Below are 20,450 nucleotides of genomic sequence, written 5' to 3' on the forward strand. Positions count from 1 at the left end.
ACAAACAATAAATTCAATTGCTTAGCGACCTTGCCGAGCGTATGACAAGGAAACACGATGAAGTGCCCGTTTTGCCAACACCCCAACACACAAGTAACCGACTCGCGATGGCTGGAAGACACCAACAGCATCCGTCGCCGTCGCAAATGCTTGGAATGCGGACAACGCTTCAGCACTTTTGAAACCGTTGAAATGCGGATGCCGCAAGTCATCAAATCCAACGGCACACGGGTTCCCTTCAATGCGCACAAACTGCAGACCAGCCTTGAGCGCGCGCTGCACAAACGTCCTGTCACACAAGAACAAATCGATGAAACCGTTGCTCTTATCGAGCAGCGCCTCTACCGTTTGGGCAAAAAAGAAGTCGCTTCGCGCATCGTCGGCGAAATGGCGATGGAAGAGCTGGCCAAAATCGACCAAGTCGCTTATGTCCGTTTCGCTTCTGTCTATAAAAGCTTTAAAGACGTTTCCGAATTCACCCAAGTCATCGCCGAATGCAAAGCCAAATAAGGCCGTCTGAAACCATGTTTTCCGCACTTGATACCCAAATGATGCAAACCGCCCTCGAGCTGGCCAAGCTTGGGCGGTTCTCTACTTCCCCCAATCCCCGCGTCGGTTGCGTAATTGCACACGGTGCCCAAATCGTCGGACAAGGTTTCCACGTCAAAGCAGGCGAGCCGCACGCCGAAGTTCACGCATTAAGGCAGGCCGGAGCGGCGGCAAAAGGCGCAACAGCCTATGTCACGCTGGAACCTTGCAGCCATTACGGCCGCACGCCACCATGCGCCGAAGCGCTGGTTCATTCCGGCGTAACGCGCGTAGTCGCCGCCATGACCGACCCCAACCCGTTGGTCGCAGGCAAAGGCTTGTCTATGTTGGAAGCCGCCGGAATCCGTACCGAAAGCGGTTTGTTGGAAGCTCAGGCGCGCGAACTCAACCGCGGTTTCCTGTCGCGTATCGAACGCGGCAGACCGTTTGTCCGCCTCAAATGCGCCGCCAGCTTGGACGGTAAAACCGCCCTTTCAGACGGCCGCAGCTTTTGGATTACCGGCGAAGCCGCACGCGAAGACGTACAAATTCTCCGTGCCGAAAGTTGCGCCGTTTTGACCGGTATCGGTACCGTGCTTGCCGACAACCCGAAGCTCAACGTCCGCAGTTTCCCTACCTTACGCCAACCTGCGCGTATCGTCTTGGACAGCCGACTGCAAACCCCTTTGGACTGCCACCTCGTGACTGATACCGAAAGCCCGACCGTTATCGTTACCCTTTCCTCAGACGAACAACGTTTGCAGGCGCTGGGTAAATTTGAACATATCCGCATCATCAGGCCGTCTGAACACATCAACGGCCGCATCAATCTTCTTTCACTCATGCCGCAACTGGCAGAACTTGGCTTTGGCGAAGTTCTGGTAGAAGCCGGCTCAACACTTGCTTCAGCCTTCCTGAAGGATGACTTGGTGGATGAAATCGTCCTCTACCAAGCACCGAAACTGTTAGGCGCAGGCAAACCTCTTTTCTCCCTCCCTGAAAATCCGGCCGCCCTACTTTCAGACGGCCCTTGGCAAAGTCAATCAGTAGAAATCATCGGACAGGACATTAAATGGGTTCTCCGGAAAAAATCCGTCTAATTGCCTCAACTTAATAATCAAACCACTTTTAATAGTATATATCTATCATTTACATAGCAATAAATGTAATTTTTTCGTCAATATATTATAATGACTTTAGCGTATTCCAATTTAAAACTTTGACTTAAGTTAACTATCCTCAAGCCGATTGTCGACAAATTTTCCTTTTTTTCATCACGAAATAATGGATTATTAAGATAAGTTAAGCCACGAAAATTTATTAAAAGTTTTTATTCTAGAAGGGTTTTAAACGGCATAAACGGTAGTTTCATTTCATGAATCATACATTTGACAAAACAATATCTAAAATCAAAACATGTGGTTGAATGTAATTTCTAAAAATTAAGCATTCAAAAATACCGTTTCCATACCATAGAGGCCGCCTGAACGACCGTTAAACTTTTTTGATTGAGACGAATCAGATAAGTGCTTATGATTTTGTCTAATGTAATTATAAGTATGGTTTTAAGGCTTCACACGATACGGCAGCCGGCTATGGCTATGCGGTTGCAGCAAACAACTCAGGCATCGGGCAAACACTCCCGATTTACTCATTCATTACACGAAAGACATCATGAAAAACATTACGATACAAAAATTTGCCGATAAGACCGCAAAAATCGGCATCGTTGGCTTAGGCTACGTCGGTTTACCACTGATGTTGCGCTATGTGGATATCGGTTACCAAGTTTTGGGTTTCGACATTGACACCAACAAAGTCGACAAGCTCAACAAAGGCGAAAGCTACATCGAGCATATCCCTTCCGACAAAATTGCCGCTGCTTCCAACAGCCTGTTTGAAGCAACGACAGACTTCTCCCGCATCGGCGAAGTAGAAGCCGTCATTTTGTGCGTACCGACTCCGCTGAACAAATACCGCGAGCCGGACATGAGCTTTGTGATCGACACTACCGATGCGGTAAAACCTTACCTGCGCGCCGGCCAAGTGCTGTCTTTGGAATCCACTACCTACCCCGGTACTACCGAAGAAGAATTGCTGCCGCGCATGGAAGAAGGCGGCTTGAAAGTCGGTCAAGACGTGTTCTTGGTTTACTCTCCTGAGCGTGAAGACCCGGGTAACCCTAACTTTGAAACCCGTACCATTCCAAAAGTCATCGGCGGCCATACCCCTGCTTGTTTGGAAGTCGGCCTGGCACTGTACCAACCCGCCATCGATAAAGTTGTTCCGGTAAGCTCCACCAAAGCGGCCGAGCTGACCAAACTTCTGGAAAACATCCACCGCGCCGTAAACATCGGTTTGGTGAACGAGATGAAAATTGTTGCCGACAAAATGGGCATCGACATTCACGAAGTCATCAATGCCGCCGCAACCAAACCGTTCGGCTTCGTTGCTTATTACCCAGGCCCTGGCTTGGGCGGCCACTGTATCCCTATCGACCCGTTCTACCTGACTTGGAAAGCCCGCGAATACGGCGTAAACACCCGCTTCATCGAGCTGGCAGGCGAAGTGAACTCCCACATGCCCGACTACGTTATCGAAAAAGTCGGCCTGGCTTTGAACGACCACAACCGTTCTATCAAAGACAGCAAAATCTTGGTATTGGGTATCGCCTACAAGAAAAATGTGGACGATATGCGTGAAAGCCCGTCTGTGGAAGTTATGGACCGCCTGCACAAACTGGGCGCAGTGGTTTCCTACTCTGACCCACACGTTCCAGAGTTCCCACATATCCCCGGCCACCACTACTTCGACCTGAAGAGCGAAGCGCTGACCCCTGAAACTGTCGCTCAATACGACTGCGTGGTTCTGACCACCGATCACGACAAATTCGACTATGACATGATCACCGAACATGCCAAGCTGATTGTCGATACTCGCGGCAAATTCCCAGTGAAAAATCCTAAAGTCATCAAAGCATAATCTTGCTTCAGACGCATCCGGCTACCACCGGTTTCCCCGACCGGGACGGCGGCCGGTTTCCCAAGGCCATTTGTTTTTCAGACGGCCTTGGCAAACCGGCAACGGTAACAACGCATCTCTTACGAAAAACGCTCAGCTCGAACTTCTGGCCGTCTGAAAACAAATAATATGAACGCGAAAAAAATCCTCGGCTACGCATTGGGCCCGATAGGAAGCGCCGCTTTCGGCCTGCTTTCCCTGCCGCTCATCTCATGGTACTTCCCTGCGGAAGACATCGGCCGTATCGTACTCTTGCAGACCATTGCCGGACTGAGCATTCTGCTCTTGGGCTTGGGGCTGGACCAATCCTATATTCGCGACTATTACGCCGTTAAAGACAAGGCCGCGCTGTTCAAATCCGTTTTTTTATCGCCATTGATTCTGACGGTGGCGGTTGTGGTTTTAGTGTTGCTGATAAACGCATCATGGCCGTCTGAAATCATTTTCGACATCCCCAGTGCGAATTTGGGGATTCTCTTCCTGATTTTCTTAGCCACCACGCTGATTATCCGTTTTTTAGCCTTGATTTTGCGGATGAAAGAGCAGGCATTGGCTTTTTCCGTCAGCCAGCTTGCGCCGAAATTCTTGATTTTGGTGTTGGTTTTTGCCGTGATTGCTTCCGGCTTGCCTGCCAATACTACTTCGCTGGTTTTTGCCTACACCGCAGCCCAAGTGCTGACTGTTTTACTGTTGATCTATCAACTGCGCCGAGATCTGCAAGCCGTTTCCCATGCGAAATGGTCGTCCGAGCTGCATCGGGACGGCCTGCGCTACGGCCTGCCGCTGGCATTCGGCAACTTGGCCTATTGGGGCCTGACTTCGATTGACCGCTTTGTCCTCAAAAACATCTCTGGCTTGGACGAGTTGGGCATTTATTCGATGGCGGTCAGCTTTGGCGCCGTCGCCTTGATTTTCCAAAGCGTGTTCTCCACCATTTGGGCGCCTTTGGTGTTCAAATGGGTAGAAGAAAAAAACAATCTGGACAAAATCGGCGACATCACGCTTTCCATGACCGTCCTCATCAGCGCAATGATTTGCCTCATCGGGATTTTCTCGCCGATGGCGACCTGGATACTGCCGGAAAAATACACGCAGGTTCAATTTATCCTGCTCTCGTGTATGCTCTTCCCCCTGTTTTACACGCTGACCGAAGTCAGCGGCATCGGTTTGAACGTCGTCCGCTCGACTTGGCTGATTACCGTCATCAACATCGTTGCCTTTATCGCCAATACCGCCCTACTCTATCTGCTGGTACCGAAATTTGGTGCAAAAGGTGCAGCTATGGCCAGCGCAACGGCTTTTTGGCTGTTTTTCATCTTTAAAACCGAATTCTCTTCACGCCTGTGGCAGCCTTTGCCGCGCCTGAAGATTTATACCAACTCAACGCTCTGCCTGATAATCTGCCTTGCCTACACTTGGCTGGGTACACGCGACAACTATATTTGGTTTGCGCTGGCATGGGCAGTCGGACTGGGTTTCCTGTTCCTAAAATACAAACACGCACTATTTGCCGCGACCGAAAAAATCAAAGCCAAATTAAACCGTTCGGCAAAATAGCCAACCTGAGATTCACGTCTCTACGATAACAACAGCACGACTATGAAAATAAAACGTCTGAACTTATACACTTACATCCTATACATCATGCTCGCAGCCTATATGCTGGGGCCCGCGCTGTCCTTTAAGGTCGGCGTGCCGCGTATCGACAACCCGCTGACCCTGATATTTGTACTGCTTGGTTTTGTCGTATTTTTTCTGGAAAGCAAGCATATTCCGCGCAAGATTTTTGCCATGCTCTGCGCCCTGACCGCCATGTGCATCTGGCCTGCCATCCACATGGGCATTACGTCGCTGACGCCGACGCAGTACATGGATATTTTGTTTTTTATGGCGGTTCCGGCTTTCTTCTACTTGTTTTACCAAGTATTGAAGCGCGCCGATGACCCTTTGAGAACGATTCAGAAATTCCTCATCGTATTTACATTGTTTATCGCCGTACCGCCGTTTGCAGAACTGGCCACCGGTATTCAGTTTGTAAGTGCTAGCGATGAGTTGGCTATTGACGAAGGCTCGCTCAAGGGCTTGTTCTTTAACCCGAATAACCTTGCCGCCACCGCAGTCTGCCTTGCGCCTGCCATTTTGTTTTTCTTCCAACTCCAAGGACGAAAACACAAAGAAAAACTGCTGGGCTGGGGCTTGTTCCTGCTGTTGGGCATGGCCATTTTCGCCAGCGTATCGCGTACCGCCATCGGCTGTTACCTGTTGATTTTGCTGGTTTATACGGCCTATCGCAAAAACGGTTTTATTACGGTCGGCGTCGCTGGTTTACTGGCGTTGGTGTTGTCGATGATTCCGTCACGAGCGATTGCGGAATTTTTGCTGTCGCTCAACGGCAACCAGTTTTTGGAACGCTTTTCCAGCCGCGTGTACCTCTTCCTGTACGACTTGGGCAGCGACAACTCCGTGTCCTACCGTCAGGAGATTTACAACTACTTCTGGAACAACCCGCCCCTGCTGCTGACCGGCTACGGCCCTAAAAACTTCCGCGAATATTTCGGCGGCCATTTGAGCGGCAGCTTGGGCTTTGAAAACCCGCACAGCTTCATCATCGAGCTGTATCTGGGTTTCGGCATGATTTCCCTGCTCGGCTTTATTGCCTTTGTGGCGTGTTATTTCCTCTATACCGCCTCAAACCGAGCAGTAACCGGCAAATCACGCGTTTTGGCTTGGGTTGCCTTAGGCATTTTCCTGCTGGCCGGTTTTATTCCGTCCACTATTTTGCGTATGCCGTTTATCTGGCTGCCCTGCCTGCTGATTTTTATTTACAGCGTATTTGTCGCGCCCAAGCTGAAAGATATGGCCGCTTACGCATACAACGAAACACTATACGATACGAAGAAACCATCATGAAAATCATCCTGACTACCTCCATGTCCGGCCTCGGTGGCACTGAAAACGCCACTTTTCGCCTCGGCCGCCTGCTCAAACAACGCGGACACGATATCGTATTGGCCTCTTCAGACGGCCCTTTGATTCAGGAAGCGCAAGCATTGGGCATCCGTTGGCAGCCGATTGATTTTTATCAAGGCGGGCTTTTGGGTTACATCAAAGGCATGTTTGCCTACATGAAACTGCTGAAAAAAGAGAAACCTGATGTGATTCACTGCCAAATGGCGCGTATCGTTCCGGCCTGCGCCATTGCGGCCAAGTTTGCCTCGCCGAAAACCAAAGTGTTCTACCATGCGCGCGGCCTTGATCCGGAAACTTATCCGAAAATTGCCAAGCTTTTCGACAAGCTGGGCGTGTACATCATCGGCAACTGCAAACACGAACGCGAAAAACTCATCCGTTACGGTTTCCCTGCCAACCGCATCACCTACACTTACAACGCCCTGCACAAAGCGGATTACGTTCCTGAAAAAACAGTCAAAGACTATGTCCAACTGGGCACGCTTTCCCGTTTGGACACCGTCCGCGCCGTGCATCTGATGTTGGACATTCTCAAGAAAATGGTTGACCGCGGTATGCCTGTACGCCTTAACGTTGCAGGCATCGGCGAAGAAATGGACAACCTCAAAGCCCAAGCCAAACGTTTGGGCATCGAAGACAAGGTTACTTTCCTCGGCGGCGTCCGCGACTTGACCGGCTACTTCAAAGAAGTCGATATTTTGGTGAACACGCCGCATTGCGTGGGCGACCACGGTGCAGGCGTCGGCAACAATATTTTGGAAGCCGGCCTTTACGACACACCTGTCGTGACCTACAACATGGCGGGCATTTCCGAAATGGTCATCACCGGCCAAACCGGCTACTGCATTCCTTTCGGCGATGACGAAGCGTTTATCGAAGCCGTCGATACACTCATCAAACATCCAGAGTTGCGCGGTCAAATGGGCAAAGCCCTGCACAAACATGTCGAAACTTTATGCTCCGACGACGAAATCTACCGCACCACCATGGCTGCGTACAAAATGTAAGGCCGTCTGAAACATGAACATTACCATCGTCGCCCCTTATTGCTCGCTGCCGTCCGAGCCGCATTTCAACCGCTTCTGGTATCTTGCCGAGCTGTTGTCGCAGTCGCATGACGTGTTGCTGATTACCAGCAATTTCAAACACTACGACAAATCTTTCAGACGGCCCGAAGATGCAAAGGCCGCCTCACAAGGCCGTCTGAAAGTGATGTTGTTGGAAGAAAGCGGATACAGCAAAAACGTGTCTTTAGGGCGCGTGACCAGCCATCACCGCTTCGTCAAACATTTTGAAAAATGGTTGGAAAACTGCCGTCCGGGAGAACAAGACGTCGTCTTTTCCGCCTATCCGCTGATTGCTACCAACCTGCTCTTGGGCAAACACAAAGCGCGTTTGGGCTACAAGCTGATTGTCGATGTGCAGGACGTATGGCCAGAGTCCTTCTCTTCGGTCGTACCGTTTTTGAAAAAAGTACCGCACAACCTGCTGCCCTTTGCTTCACGCGCCAACCAAGCCTACCGCTACGCCGACGCGCTGGTCGCCGTATCGCAGACTTATCTCGACCGCGCCAAAGAAGCCAATCCGAATGTACCCGGCGAAGTCGTCTATATCGGCGCGGATTTTCCCAAACTCGATGCCGCGCCTGCCAAAAATTTCGGCGACGACAAAACCCGCTTCTTCTACTTGGGCACGCTCAGTTACAGCTATGACGTGGAAACCGTGTGCAAAGGCGTTCGCAAGCTGTTAGATGCCGGCGAAAATGTCGAATTGCACATCATGGGCGGTGGCCCCGATTTGGACAGGCTCAAACAATACGCCTGCGACGGCATCAAGTTTTACGGCTACATTCCTTACGCCGAAATGATGTCTGTCGCCAAGGGCTGCGACATCTCCGTCAACGCCATCCACTCTTACGCCATGCAGTCGATTACCAACAAACTGTCCGACTATATGGCTTTGCAAAAACCGATTCTGAACAGCCAGGTCAACGACGAAGTTGCCGAAGTCCTCACCCTGCTGCCGCATGCGAACTACCGTTCTGGCGATGTGGAAAGCTTCGTTAAAGCCGCCAAAGATATGTTGAAGCGCAAAGACGATCCTGTTCAGTCCGAAGAAATCGTCCGCCGCTTCAAGCGCGACGTTGCCTATCAAAAAATCGTCAACCTGATTGAAAGATTAGCTCATGAATAAATTTTTCAAACGCCTGTTTGACATTGTTGCCTCCGCCTCAGGGCTGATTATCCTGTCGCCTGTGTTTTTGATTTTGGTGTACCTCATCCGCAAAAACTTAGGCTCGCCCGTGTTCTTCATCCAAGAGCGGCCGGGCAAGGATGGCAAGCCGTTCAAAATGATTAAATTCCGCTCCATGCGTGATGCAATCGATAAAGACGGCAACCCCCTCCCGGACAGCGAACGCCTGACCGATTTCGGCAAAAAATTACGTGCTACCAGCTTGGACGAACTTCCTGAATTATGGAATGTCTTAAAAGGCGAGATGAGTCTGGTTGGCCCTCGTCCGCTGCTGATGCACTACCTGCCGTTGTACAACGACTTCCAAAACCGCCGCCACGAAATGAAACCGGGCGTGACCGGTTGGGCGCAAGTCAATGGCCGCAACGCTATTTCATGGGACGAAAAGTTCGCCCACGATGTTTGGTACATCGACCACTTCAGCTTCTGGCTGGATATTAAAATTTTGTTCCTGACGGTTAAAAAAGTCTTCGTCAAAGAAGGCATCTCAGCCGAAGGAGAAGCCACTATGCCTTATTTCACGGGTAATAAAACTGATGAAAAAAAATAACATACTGATTCTGTCGGCAGGCCGCCGCGTCGAATTGGTGCAGGACTTCCAAACCGAAGCCGCACGTTTTTCAGACGGCATCGGCGTATTTGCCACTGACCTCAATCCCCACATGTCTTCAGCCTGTCATGTCGCCGACCGCGCTTTCAGCGTACCGCGCATCGACGCAGCCGAATACATCGACAGCATTTTCGAACTGGCCAAACAACACAACATCGGCCTGATTGTGCCGACCATCGATACCGAACTGCTCAAGCTGGCCGAAGCACGCGACCGTTTTGAAGCCGAAGGAATACACATCGTCATTTCCGACGCCAAACTGATTACCCTGTGTCGCGACAAGCGCCTGACCGCAGGCCTGTTTGCACAATACGGCATCCGTTCGCCTGAAATTTACGAACGGGACAGCCTGGCCTTCCCGTGTTTTGCCAAGCCTTACGACGGCAGCCGCGCCATCGGTGCGAAAAAAATCAACACACCGGCCGATCTGACCGCCGACATTGCCGAAGATCCGAAAATGATGTTCGCCCAATACATCGATATTGAAAATGCTTTTTCCGAGTTTACCGTCGATATGTATTACGACCGTCAAGGCCGTCTGAAATGCGCCATTCCTCGCGAACGTTTGGAAGTGCGCACCGGCGAAGTCAGCAAAGGCGCGACCCGGCGCAATGCCCTGTATGAAGAGCTGGTTGAAAAAATGGCCGTATTGGAAGGCGCACGCGGCTGCATTACCGCGCAGTTCTTCGTCAGCAAAACCGACAATACGACCTACGGCGTGGAAATCAACCCGCGTTTCGGCGGCGGTTTCCCACTGACCTACGCCGCAGGCGGCAACTATCCGGGCTGGCTGATTCAAGAATACATCGGCGGCCAAGACATTCCCTTCTCCGACGACTGGGAAAACAATTTAATCATGCTTCGTTATGATGCTAAGGTTTTGGTAAGAGAACATGATTAAGCCGGAAGAATCCGTCATCGTTTTTGACCTTGACGATACGCTTTACTCCGAACATGACTACAAATGCTCCGGAATACGGGCAGTTGTAGAGATGATTACGTCGCTTTATCCGCAATACAATGCCGGCGTACTATATGAAATTGCCGACAATAAAAGTAAAGACTGGCTCGACAATTTGTGTCATCATTGCAAATTAAACGAATCAGAGAAACAATCACTCTTGTGGCAATATCGACTGCATCGGCCTGCCATCCGACCCTATGTCGAACCGTCTTTTTTACGGAAGCTGATGCGCCCTTTTGCCGCACGCGCCCTGATTACAGACGGCCGCAGCCTGACACAGCGGTTGAAAATACAGGCCTTGGGCCTGACCGATTTGTTTGACGACATTTTGATTTCGGAAGCCATGCAATCGGAAAAACCCGACGATAAGCGTTTTGTCTTCCTGCAAAACAAATATCCGGCCGCAAAACGTTTTATTTACATCGGCGACAACATCAAAAAAGATTTTGTCGCACCCAACAAACTGGGTTGGCTCTCCATAGGCATCATGCCTAAGCCGCACAATATTCATCAAGCCGAGCCCGAGCAATACGGCCGTGAATACCAGCCCACCCTTTGGATAAACACCCTGGAAGAATTGACTACACTGACAACTTCCGCCACCGAAAAAGCAAATGCATAAGGGACATTTCTCCATGAAAATCTTATTTATGGGTCGTAAACAGGTTTCCGCCAACCTGCTTCGTTTTTTGACCAAACAAGACCATATCGAAATCGTCGGCGTTTTGACCGACAGCCATCTGCAAGGCTCGCCGACCACGGCTGCCGCGCAGGAATTGGGCCTGCCCCTGTACACCTTCGATACGGCTTTGGAAGCAATGCGTGAAGGCCGTCTGAAATACGATTTGGGCTTGTCCGTCCTTTACTGGCGCAAGCTGCGTGATGAATTCCTGAGCATTCCGACTTTGGGCACGATCAACTTCCACCCTGCGCTGTTGCCTGAATACAAAGGCACAGGCGGCTACAACCTGGCCATCATGGATGAGCTGAACGAATGGGGCAACACCGCCCACTACGTCGATGCCTCCATCGACACCGGCGAAATCATCGAAGTGGACCGCTTCCCCATCGATGCCGAAACAGAAACCGCCCAATCGCTCGAACGCAAAACCATGCAGGCGCTGGAACCGTTCGCACAACGCATCATCGCCCGCGCCATCGAGTCGAAAACCAAATTGCCGACCACGCCCAACATCGGCGGCCGCTACGTCAGCCGCGACGAAATGGAAGCCATGAAGCAAATCCTCGACGGCGACAATATCGAGAAGAAAATCCGCGCCTTCTGGTTCCCTCCTTACGACGGCGCATACGTCGAAATCAACGGTCAGAAATACACCCTGATCAACCGCCAACTGCTGGAAGAAATCGCCCCCAAAGGCTCAACCAGTCTTTTTGCAGGAAAAACAAATGCTTAATACATCACTCTCCCCATGGCCAAGCTTTACTCAAGAAGAAGCCGATGCCGTTTCCAAAGTCCTGCTGTCCAACAAAGTCAACTACTGGACAGGTACGGAATGTCGCGAATTTGAAAAAGAATTTGCTGCCTTTGTCGGCACGCAATACGCCGTCGCCCTTTCCAACGGTACGTTGGCTTTGGACGTAGCCCTCAAAGCAATGGGCATCGGCCAAGGCGATGATGTGATTGTCACTTCGCGCACCTTCTTGGCTTCCGCGTCCTGCATCGTAACCGCCGGCGCCAATCCGGTTTTCGCCGATATCGATTTAAACAGCCAAAACATCAGCGCCGAAACCATCAAAGCCGCGCTGACACCAAACACTAAAGCCATCATCGTGGTTCACCTTGCCGGCATGCCTGCCGAAATGGACGACATCATGGCTTTGGCCAAAGAACATAACTTGTGGGTTATCGAAGACTGCGCCCAAGCACACGGCGCGAAATACAAAGGCAAATCCGTCGGCTCTATCGGCCACGTCGGCGCTTGGTCGTTCTGCCAAGACAAAATCATGACCACCGGCGGCGAAGGCGGCATGGTCACCACCAACGACAAAGAGCTGTGGAGCAAAATGTGGTCGTACAAAGACCACGGCAAAAGCTACGATGCCGTGTACCACCGCGAACACGCCCCCGGTTTCCGCTGGCTGCACGAAAGCTTCGGTACCAACTGGCGCATGTTGGAAATGCAGGCGGTCATCGGTCGCATCCAGCTCAAACGCATGCCCGGATGGACGGCGCGCCGCCAAGAAAACGCCGCCAAACTGGCTGAAAGCTTGGGCAAATTCGCCAGCATCCGTTTGGTTGAAGTGGCCGACTACATCGAACACGCACAATACAAGTTCTACGCCTTCGTCAAACCCGAACACCTGAAAGAAGGCTGGACGCGCGACCGCATCGTCAGCGAACTGAACGCGCGCAAAGTCCCCTGCTATCAAGGCAGCTGCTCCGAAGTGTATTTGGAAAAAGCCTTCGACAACACGCCTTGGCGTCCGAAAGAGCGGCTGAAAAACGCTGTCCAACTGGGCGACACCAGCCTGATGTTCTTGGTGCACCCGACCCTGACCGATGAAGAAATTGCGTTCTGCAAAAAAAACATAGAAGCCGTATTGACTGAAGCCACGGCATAATCATTTTCAGACGGCCTGCAACCTCAGGCCGTCTGAAAAAAGCAAAACAGCCTGCTTCAAACAATCCGTACCAAGCCACATTACAACACTCAGACACACGTAAAAAATAAAATGAACTTGGAAACCCTGCTGGCTCTGCCGCGCAATCTAAAAAAAACCTTCTTCGTCATTCACGATATCTTGATGATCTTCGTGGCATTTTGGTTTGCCCAAAGCCTTAAAGTGCAATACTCCGACGAATGGTTGAGTATCGCCAACTGGCTGGCTTTCGGTAGCACCGCGTTGCTGACCATCATCCTTTTCATCCGTATTGGCCTCTACCGCGCCGTTACGCGCTTCGTCAGCGTCCGCGTCCTGACCGCCGCCGCATTCGGCAGCATTATTTCAGCGGTCTTGTTCTGCCTGACCACCCTGGTTTTTGAACAAAAACTGCACCTTGCCCTGCCCATCGTCTATTTCTTGGTCTTGGTGGTCGGCGTAACCAGCTCGCGCATGATCCTGCGCGCGATTCTGACCGACCACCACCGCAAGCAGATGACCCCCGTCATCATCTACGGCGCAGGCCAATCCGGCCGCCAATTGCTGGAAGCCATCAAACAGGTTAACGAATACTCGGCCATCGCCTTTGTCGATGACAACCCGAAAATCCAACGCACCGTCATCTATGACCTTGCCGTCTACAACCCCAACGAAATCCCGATGCTGATCAGCCGCTACGGCGTTCGCAAAATTCTGCTGGCGATTCCAAGTTCTACGCCTGAAGAACGCAAAGACATCATCCGCCGCCTCGAAGCATACAAATGCGAAGTCCTGACCATTCCGGGCATGAAAGATTTGGTGGACGGCAAAATCAGCGTCAGCTCATTGAAAAAAATCTCCGTGGTCGATTTGCTCGGCCGCGCCCCTGTGGCACCGCGCCCTGAATTGATGAGTGCCGACATCAGCGACAAAGTCGTGATGGTGACCGGCGCAGGCGGCTCTATCGGCTCCGAGCTTTGCCGTCAAATTCTCAACTGCCGTCCGACCAAACTGCTGTTGTTTGAATTGTCCGAATTCGCCCTGTACAGCATAGACAAAGAATTGCGCGAAACCCAAGCCGCGCAAGGCAGCCAAGTCGAAGTCGTACCGCTTTTGGGTTCGGTTCAAAACAAAGAACGCCTCAGCAGCGTCATGAAGGCCTACCAAGTCGATACCGTCTATCATGCCGCAGCCTACAAACATGTCCCTATGGTCGAGTTCAACACCATCGAAGGCATTCAAAACAACGTGTTCGGCACACTCTGCTGCGCACAGGCTGCCGTAGATGCTGGCGTTTCCACCTTTGTTTTGATTTCCACCGACAAAGCCGTCCGCCCGACCAACACCATGGGCGCCAGCAAACGCATGGCCGAACTCTGCCTGCAAGCCCTTGCCGCCGAGCCGGAACAAAAAACACGCTTCTGCATGGTGCGTTTCGGCAATGTATTGGGTTCGTCCGGCTCCGTTGTCCCGGTATTTGAAAAACAAATTGCCGAAGGCGGCCCGATTACCCTGACCCACCAAGACATTACCCGCTACTTCATGACCATTCCCGAAGCGGCGCAACTGGTTATCCAAGCCGGCGCAATGGGTAAAGGCGGCGACGTTTTCGTCCTCGACATGGGCGAATCCGTCAAAATCATCGACCTTGCCCGTCAAATGATTGTCCTCAGCGGCCTCAAAGTCAAAGACGAGCAACACCCGCACGGCGACATCGAAATCAAGATTACCGGCCTGCGCCCGGGCGAGAAACTTTATGAAGAACTGCTCATCGGCGACGAGGTGCAAAAAACCACTCATCCCCGGATTATGACCGCCAGTGAAGTAATGCTTCCATGGACGCAATTATCTGACATACTGTCGGAACTCCAAACCGCTTGTCTCCAAAGCGACCAAAACAGCCTGCGCCAGCTTCTGTTGCGCGCACCGACAGGCTTCGTACCTAAAGACGGTATCTGCGACTTGGTTTGGCAACAAAACAACAAGGCCGTCTGAACATTTTCAGACGGCCCGGACACCATACTGCAAGGACTACTACATGAAAAAAACGCTCTCCCTGCTTACTCTATTTGCACTGGCTGCCTGTAACAGCACGACAGTCATTCCCGGTTCGACCATCAAAACCCGAACCAAAACCATTGTTTACACCGACAACGACACCGCCGCCGATACCAACCTCGACAGCCGTGTTGCCGTTTACCCCATCACGCCCAACCTGATTGAAAAAATGCGTACGCCGCCCGTACTTTCCCAAGCCAACCAAGGCTTGGAGCAAAGCAAAAGCGCTTACCGCTACCGCATCGGCAGCGGCGACGTCCTCAACATCATGGTTTGGGCGCATTCCGACCTCAACTCCCCTATCCAACAAAGCAACCCGCAAACCAACCAAGTCAGCCGCGGCGCCTGGGTGGATGAGGGCGGTTACATCACTTACCCGTTGGCAGGCAAAATCCAAGCCAAAGGCAAAACTTTGGACGAATTGCAAAACATCCTGACCAACCTTTTAAGACGCTACATCAAAAACCCTCAAGTCGCCATCAACGTTACCGAGTTCCGCTCGCAACGCGTTTCCGTTTCCGGCGCCATCAACCAAGCCGGCCAATTGCCGATTACCAATATCCCGATGACCATTTTGGATGCCATCAACCAAGCCGGCGGCGTTACCCAAAGCGCCGACACCCAGCACATCAAATGGACGCACAACGGCGTCGACCGCACCATCTCCCTGCAAAACATGCTGCAATACGGCGATATGTCGCAAAACCACCTCCTCAGCCATGGCGACATCGTTTACGTTCCTAACAGCAGCAACAACAAAATCTACATCATGGGTGAAGTTGGCAAACAAGCGACCCTGCCGATCGGCAACCACGGCCTCAACCTGACCCAAGCGCTCGGCGAAGTGGGAGGTATGAACCAAGCCTATGCGGATGCAACCGGCGTATTCGTGATCCGCCGCGTGCCTGAAGATGCGGCCAAACCTATCCACATCTACCAGCTCAACCTGAAAGATGCGACCTCTTACGCAATGGGCAGCGAATTCAAACTGCGTTCGGAAGACACCGTTTACGTTACCTCCGCCCCGGTTACCCGTTGGAACCGCGTAATGTCACAAATTACCAACTCCATCAGCAACGTCAACACCCTCGACAATACGTTTAAATAAGCAGTGGTTCCTGCTGTCAGACCCCGTTTGACAGCAGGATACAAAATCACGCACAATCCGACCAAATTACATAAACGGCATATAAAAGCCGTACACACCACACAAACGGAAAAGCAGTACCTTATAGTCTGACTCACGCTTTTTTCAGACCATAAACCGAAACAATATCATGTACCACAACATACTCATTGTCTGCCTAGGCAACATCTGCCGCTCCCCCACCGCAGAGCGGATTATGCAGAAAAAACTACCCGGCCACCGCATCAGCAGCGCCGGCATAAAAGCACTGGCAGGTAAGGATGCCGATTTCCAAGCCATCAAAACCGCACTCAAATACGGCGTTATCGTTGCAGGCCATACGGCACGCCAACTGACCGCCCAAATGTGCGAACAGGCCGATTTGATTCTCGTCATGGAGCCCAGTCAAATCGACATGGTGGCCGACATCCATCCGCCGGCACGCAGCAAAACCATGCTGTTTGCCCAATGGTTGCCGAAGAAAACCGTACCTGACCCATACAAACAAAGCAGCGAAATGTTTGAAGCCGTTTTCGAACAGCTCAATGCTGCCGCAGACACTTGGAAAACCAAACTAAACGGAAAAACTCAACCGGTATAAAACCGGCATGAACAAGAAAGCAAGCAATGAAAAAAACGACCTACACACCTTATAGCGCAGACAACGACGAAATCGACTTCGGCCAACAGCTCCGCGTCATTTGGATGCACAAATACAAAATCCTCGCCGCCCTGCTTGCAGGCGGCATACTCGGCACGGCCTTCAGCCTGGCATCCACCCCGCAATACCGCGCCGACGCCATGTTGGAAATTGAAACGCGGCAAAACCAAATCCTGACCGAAATCAACAGCATCTTCAACAACCAAACCACGCCGTCTGAAGCAGAAGTCGAGCTGGTTCAATCACGCCTGGTGCTGGGTAAAACCGTTGACGACCTCCAACTCGACCAAGAAGTCAAAGCCAAATACACGCCTGTTATCGGCAGCCTGATGCACAATCTCAGCGGCAACCCCGATCCCAAACTGACCGTCGGCAACTTTACCGTACAAGAAGAATGGTTCAACAAAACCTTCACGCTGACCGTCAAAAACAACAAAGCCTATACCCTCACCCTTCCCGACAAACACGTCGTCGAAGGCAAGGTCGGCGTGCCTCTGAAAATCAACAACCAAACCATCCTCAAAATCGATCAAATCCTGGCCGATCCGGGCCAAGAGTTTGCGTTGACCAAGTTCTCACGCATCAGCGCCATCGAAAACATCCAAAGCAAACTGGCGGTCATCAGCAAAGGTAAAACCAGCCCCATCATCAACCTTACCTTTACCGGCACCGACCCTAAACGCACTAGCGTCATCCTCAACAGCATTGCCGACAACTATGTTGCGCAAAACCGCGAACGCGACGTCCAAGTCGCATCCAGCGGCTTGGCTTTCATCAGCGAAGAATTGCCGCGCCTGAAAGAAACCTTGCAGGACGCTGAAAACAAACTCAATGCCTACCGCCAACAATCAGGCTCCCTCGACATTCCGCTTGAGTCTAAAGGCGCATTGGAAAGCCTGACCGGCATCGAAACCCAAATTACCCTGCTTAAAACCGAAGAAGCAGGTTTGGCCGAGCTGTACACACCGGAACACCCTTCCTATAAAGCCGTATTGGACAAACTCTCCGTCCTCGAACGCGCCAAAAACAAAATCAACCAACAAATCGCCGAATTGCCCAATACCCAACAAGAAGTCATCCGCCTGACCCGCGACGTAGAAACCAACCAAGCAACCTACGTCCAACTGTTGAGCAAACAACAAGAGCTCAACATCATGAAAGCCAGTGCGCAAGGTAATGTCCGCATCGTCGATTATGCTTACGTCCCTGAAAACCCGGTTGCACCGCGCAAAGCCGTCATCACGCTCCTGAGCGCACTTGCCGCAGGCTCGTTGACCGCTTTGTGGCTGATGATCCGCAACCGCATGAAAAACGGCATTACTTCATCCGAAGAAATCGAAAACCTCAACTTAGAAGTCGTTGCTCTTGTTCCGCACTCCAAAACCCAGCAAAAACGCGACTTCTTCAAAAACAAATTCAAGAAAACCGGCGGCCGTTCCAACTATCTGCTGGCTAGCGAAGACCGTACCGACACGGCCGTCGAAGCCATCCGCGCCCTGCGCACCAATATCTACTTCTCCATGCTGGACGCGCCCAACAACGTCCTCATGATTACCGGCGCCGCGCCTGAGGCAGGTAAATCCTTTATCTCCGCCAACCTCGCCGCCGTAATGGCGCAATCGGGCAAACGCGTTCTGCTTATCGATACCGATATGCGCAAAGGCTATCTTGACCGACTCTTCGGCCTTACCCCCGAGTTCGGCTTGTCCGACATCCTAAGCGGCAAAGCGGCTCCGGCCAAAGCCGTACAAGAGACCGGCATTGAAAACCTCCACTTCATCAGCAGCGGCAGCTATCCCAGCAATCCGTCCGAGCTTTTGATGGACAACCGCTTCAACGAGTTGCTTGCCCACGCGCGCCAACGCTACGATTACGTCATCTTGGACACGCCGCCCGTATTGGCCGTTACTGACGCCGTTATCATCGGCCAACATGCCGGCACCGTCCTGATGATCAGCCGTTATGCGCACACGCGTGCACGAGAGCTTGAGGCCAGCGTCGAACGCCTCAAACAAAACCACATCAACATCAAAGGTGTCGTCCTCAACGGCATGAAGCGCGAAGCCAACAACAGCTACGACTACTACGCCTACGATGCCTACCATTCCGGCAACAATAAATCATAAAACGAAGCAGGCCGTCTGAACTTTCAGACGGCCTGAGGCTTTTTAAACAGCACAAAATGTTTTTCACAAACGCCGCCCTTGCACCCCAAAGCCGTTTGTTTTAAAGTAAGCCCCGTTCCCATATGGAAGAAAAACATGAAAATTACCGTCATCGGCGCAGGTTCGTGGGGTACAGCTCTCGCGTTGCACTTTGCGCACCACAACAATGAAGTCGCCCTTTGGACACGCAATCCCGACCAAATCCGCACCCTGCAAGCAGACCGCGAAAACAAACGCGGCCTGCCCGGCTTCCCTTTCCCTGAGTCCCTGACCGTTTATGCCGATTTGGGCGAAGCGCTGAAAGACAGCCAACTTGCCCTGATCGTTACCTCCGTAGCCGGCCTCAGAAGCAGCGCCGAGCTGCTCAAACAGCATAACGCCGCCGATATTCCCGTTCTCGCCGCCTGCAAAGGTTTTGAACAAGATACCGGCCTTTTGACTTTCCAAGTGCTGAAAGAAGTCCTGCCTAACAATAAAAAAATCGGCGTTCTCTCAGGACCGAGCTTTGCCCAAGAACTCGCAGCCCAACTGCCTTGCGCCGTCGTTCTTGCTTCCGAAAACAAAGACTGGGTGGAAGAAACCACTACCCAACTGAACACCAACGTAATGCGCCTGTACGGCAGCACCGACGTCATCGGTGTCGCAGTGGGCGGTGCCGTTAAAAACGTCATGGCAATTGCCACCGGCCTTTCAGACGGCCTCGAATACGGCCTCAATGCACGTGCAGCCTTAGTAACACGCGGCCTTGCCGAAATCACCCGCCTTGCCATCGCCATGGGTGCTCAACCCAAAACCATGATGGGCTTAGCAGGCATCGGCGACCTTATCCTGACCTGTACCGGCGCACTCTCGCGCAACCGCCGCGTCGGCCTCGGCCTCGCAGAAGGCAAAGAGTTACATCAAGTGCTTGTCGAAATCGGCCACGTTTCCGAAGGCGTCAGCACCATTGAAGAAGTCTTCAACACCGCCGCCAAATACCAAATCGATATGCCCATCACTCAAACCCTGCTGCAACTCATCCGCAAAGAAATGACACCGCAGCAAGTCGTTGAACGCCTGATGGAACGAAGCGCTCGCTTCGAATAAACGGTCGCGCCGTCTACCATTCAGACGGCCTGACGCACAATATGACGGCCATCAGGCCGTCTGAAGGGAAACACATGAACCAATCACTGAACAATCTGGAAATCAACGTTTACCAACTTGTCCAAAAATTTGAAACGCTGGTTTCAGAAAACCGCCGTCTCAACGAAGAAATCGACAGACTCAAACTCGAGCAAGAGCAACAAAAACGCCAACACGACGCAGCTATTGACGAACTCAGCGAAGCCTTGCTGGTTCAAGTCGGCAAACTCAAAGAAGACCTGCAAAGCAAAATTGACAACCTGACTGCCGAAAAAGAAAACTACCGCAACGCGCTGGCCCAAAGTGCAGACCAAATCCGCAGCCTCATTGCCCGATTGCCCCAAGAAACACAACAATAAAAGGACGCC

At 51.8% G+C, this 20,450-nt stretch carries 18 protein-coding genes; all 18 read left to right on the forward strand.

What is annotated here, in order from left to right:
* Nucleotides 1–57: 57 nt before the first annotated feature.
* The 18 genes from nrdR to HMPREF2560_RS01425 all read left to right on the forward strand — a co-directional run bounded on the left by nrdR (nucleotide 58) and on the right by HMPREF2560_RS01425 (nucleotide 20,441).
* Nucleotides 58–510, forward strand: a complete 453-nt coding sequence (gene nrdR, locus HMPREF2560_RS01340; RefSeq protein WP_070607152.1) for a transcriptional regulator NrdR — start codon at nucleotides 58–60, stop codon at nucleotides 508–510.
* Between the two features lie 14 nt (nucleotides 511–524).
* Entirely contained in the window at nucleotides 525–1,628 is a 1,104-nt protein-coding gene (ribD, locus tag HMPREF2560_RS01345) for a bifunctional diaminohydroxyphosphoribosylaminopyrimidine deaminase/5-amino-6-(5-phosphoribosylamino)uracil reductase RibD (protein WP_070607155.1), read from the forward strand.
* Between the two features lie 574 nt (nucleotides 1,629–2,202).
* Nucleotides 2,203–3,510 carry a nucleotide sugar dehydrogenase gene (locus tag HMPREF2560_RS01350; RefSeq protein WP_004520865.1) on the forward strand — a complete coding sequence of 436 codons (1,308 nt, stop codon included), beginning with the start codon at nucleotides 2,203–2,205 and terminating at the stop codon, nucleotides 3,508–3,510.
* 168 nt (nucleotides 3,511–3,678) lie between these two features.
* On the forward strand, nucleotides 3,679–5,106 hold the full coding sequence (locus HMPREF2560_RS01355; protein ID WP_070607158.1) for an oligosaccharide flippase family protein: 1,428 nt from the start codon (nucleotides 3,679–3,681) through the stop codon (nucleotides 5,104–5,106).
* 42 nt (nucleotides 5,107–5,148) lie between these two features.
* The gene (locus HMPREF2560_RS01360; RefSeq protein WP_070607160.1) at nucleotides 5,149–6,459 is read left to right on the forward strand and encodes an O-antigen ligase family protein; all 1,311 of its coding nucleotides are present in this window, start codon (nucleotides 5,149–5,151) and stop codon (nucleotides 6,457–6,459) included.
* Nucleotides 6,456–7,526, forward strand: a complete 1,071-nt coding sequence (locus HMPREF2560_RS01365; protein WP_049322611.1) for a glycosyltransferase family 4 protein — start codon at nucleotides 6,456–6,458, stop codon at nucleotides 7,524–7,526. The genes HMPREF2560_RS01360 and HMPREF2560_RS01365 overlap by 4 nt, the downstream gene beginning before the upstream one ends.
* Before the next feature lie 13 nt (nucleotides 7,527–7,539).
* Nucleotides 7,540–8,712: a glycosyltransferase gene (locus tag HMPREF2560_RS01370; RefSeq protein ID WP_049322612.1), complete on the forward strand. Its 1,173-nt coding sequence runs from the start codon at nucleotides 7,540–7,542 to the stop codon at nucleotides 8,710–8,712.
* On the forward strand, nucleotides 8,705–9,322 hold the full coding sequence (locus HMPREF2560_RS01375; protein WP_036492790.1) for a sugar transferase: 618 nt from the start codon (nucleotides 8,705–8,707) through the stop codon (nucleotides 9,320–9,322). The genes HMPREF2560_RS01370 and HMPREF2560_RS01375 overlap by 8 nt, the downstream gene beginning before the upstream one ends.
* Entirely contained in the window at nucleotides 9,309–10,283 is a 975-nt protein-coding gene (locus HMPREF2560_RS01380; RefSeq protein WP_049322613.1) for an ATP-grasp domain-containing protein, read from the forward strand. The genes HMPREF2560_RS01375 and HMPREF2560_RS01380 overlap by 14 nt, the downstream gene beginning before the upstream one ends.
* Complete coding sequence (locus HMPREF2560_RS01385) at nucleotides 10,276–10,968, forward strand: HAD family hydrolase (RefSeq protein WP_036492784.1); 693 nt, start codon at nucleotides 10,276–10,278, stop codon at nucleotides 10,966–10,968. The genes HMPREF2560_RS01380 and HMPREF2560_RS01385 overlap by 8 nt, the downstream gene beginning before the upstream one ends.
* A gap of 13 nt (nucleotides 10,969–10,981) precedes the next feature.
* On the forward strand, nucleotides 10,982–11,761 hold the full coding sequence (locus tag HMPREF2560_RS01390; protein WP_049322614.1) for a methionyl-tRNA formyltransferase: 780 nt from the start codon (nucleotides 10,982–10,984) through the stop codon (nucleotides 11,759–11,761).
* On the forward strand, nucleotides 11,754–12,929 hold the full coding sequence (locus HMPREF2560_RS01395; protein ID WP_049322615.1) for a DegT/DnrJ/EryC1/StrS family aminotransferase: 1,176 nt from the start codon (nucleotides 11,754–11,756) through the stop codon (nucleotides 12,927–12,929). The genes HMPREF2560_RS01390 and HMPREF2560_RS01395 overlap by 8 nt, the downstream gene beginning before the upstream one ends.
* Nucleotides 12,930–13,040: 111 nt before the next feature.
* Nucleotides 13,041–14,942: a polysaccharide biosynthesis protein gene (locus tag HMPREF2560_RS01400; RefSeq protein WP_003749000.1), complete on the forward strand. Its 1,902-nt coding sequence runs from the start codon at nucleotides 13,041–13,043 to the stop codon at nucleotides 14,940–14,942.
* Nucleotides 14,943–14,985: 43 nt separating this feature from the next.
* On the forward strand, nucleotides 14,986–16,113 hold the full coding sequence (locus HMPREF2560_RS01405) for a polysaccharide export protein (protein WP_049322616.1): 1,128 nt from the start codon (nucleotides 14,986–14,988) through the stop codon (nucleotides 16,111–16,113).
* Nucleotides 16,114–16,282: 169 nt separating this feature from the next.
* Nucleotides 16,283–16,732 carry a low molecular weight protein-tyrosine-phosphatase gene (locus tag HMPREF2560_RS01410; protein ID WP_049322617.1) on the forward strand — a complete coding sequence of 150 codons (450 nt, stop codon included), beginning with the start codon at nucleotides 16,283–16,285 and terminating at the stop codon, nucleotides 16,730–16,732.
* A 26-nt stretch (nucleotides 16,733–16,758) separates the two neighbouring features.
* A complete protein-coding gene (locus HMPREF2560_RS01415; RefSeq protein WP_049359205.1) occupies nucleotides 16,759–18,918 on the forward strand; it encodes a polysaccharide biosynthesis tyrosine autokinase in 2,160 nt (719 codons plus the stop codon).
* Nucleotides 18,919–19,053: 135 nt separating this feature from the next.
* The gene (locus HMPREF2560_RS01420) at nucleotides 19,054–20,043 is read left to right on the forward strand and encodes an NAD(P)H-dependent glycerol-3-phosphate dehydrogenase (protein ID WP_070873653.1); all 990 of its coding nucleotides are present in this window, start codon (nucleotides 19,054–19,056) and stop codon (nucleotides 20,041–20,043) included.
* A 74-nt stretch (nucleotides 20,044–20,117) separates the two neighbouring features.
* Nucleotides 20,118–20,441 (forward strand): hypothetical protein, encoded by a 324-nt coding sequence (locus HMPREF2560_RS01425; protein WP_036494022.1) that lies wholly within the window; start codon nucleotides 20,118–20,120, stop codon nucleotides 20,439–20,441.
* Nucleotides 20,442–20,450: the final 9 nt, after the last annotated feature.

Source organism: Neisseria sp. HMSC078H04, assembly GCF_001838135.1.
In the GTDB taxonomy this organism is placed as follows: Bacteria; Pseudomonadota; Gammaproteobacteria; order Burkholderiales; family Neisseriaceae; genus Neisseria.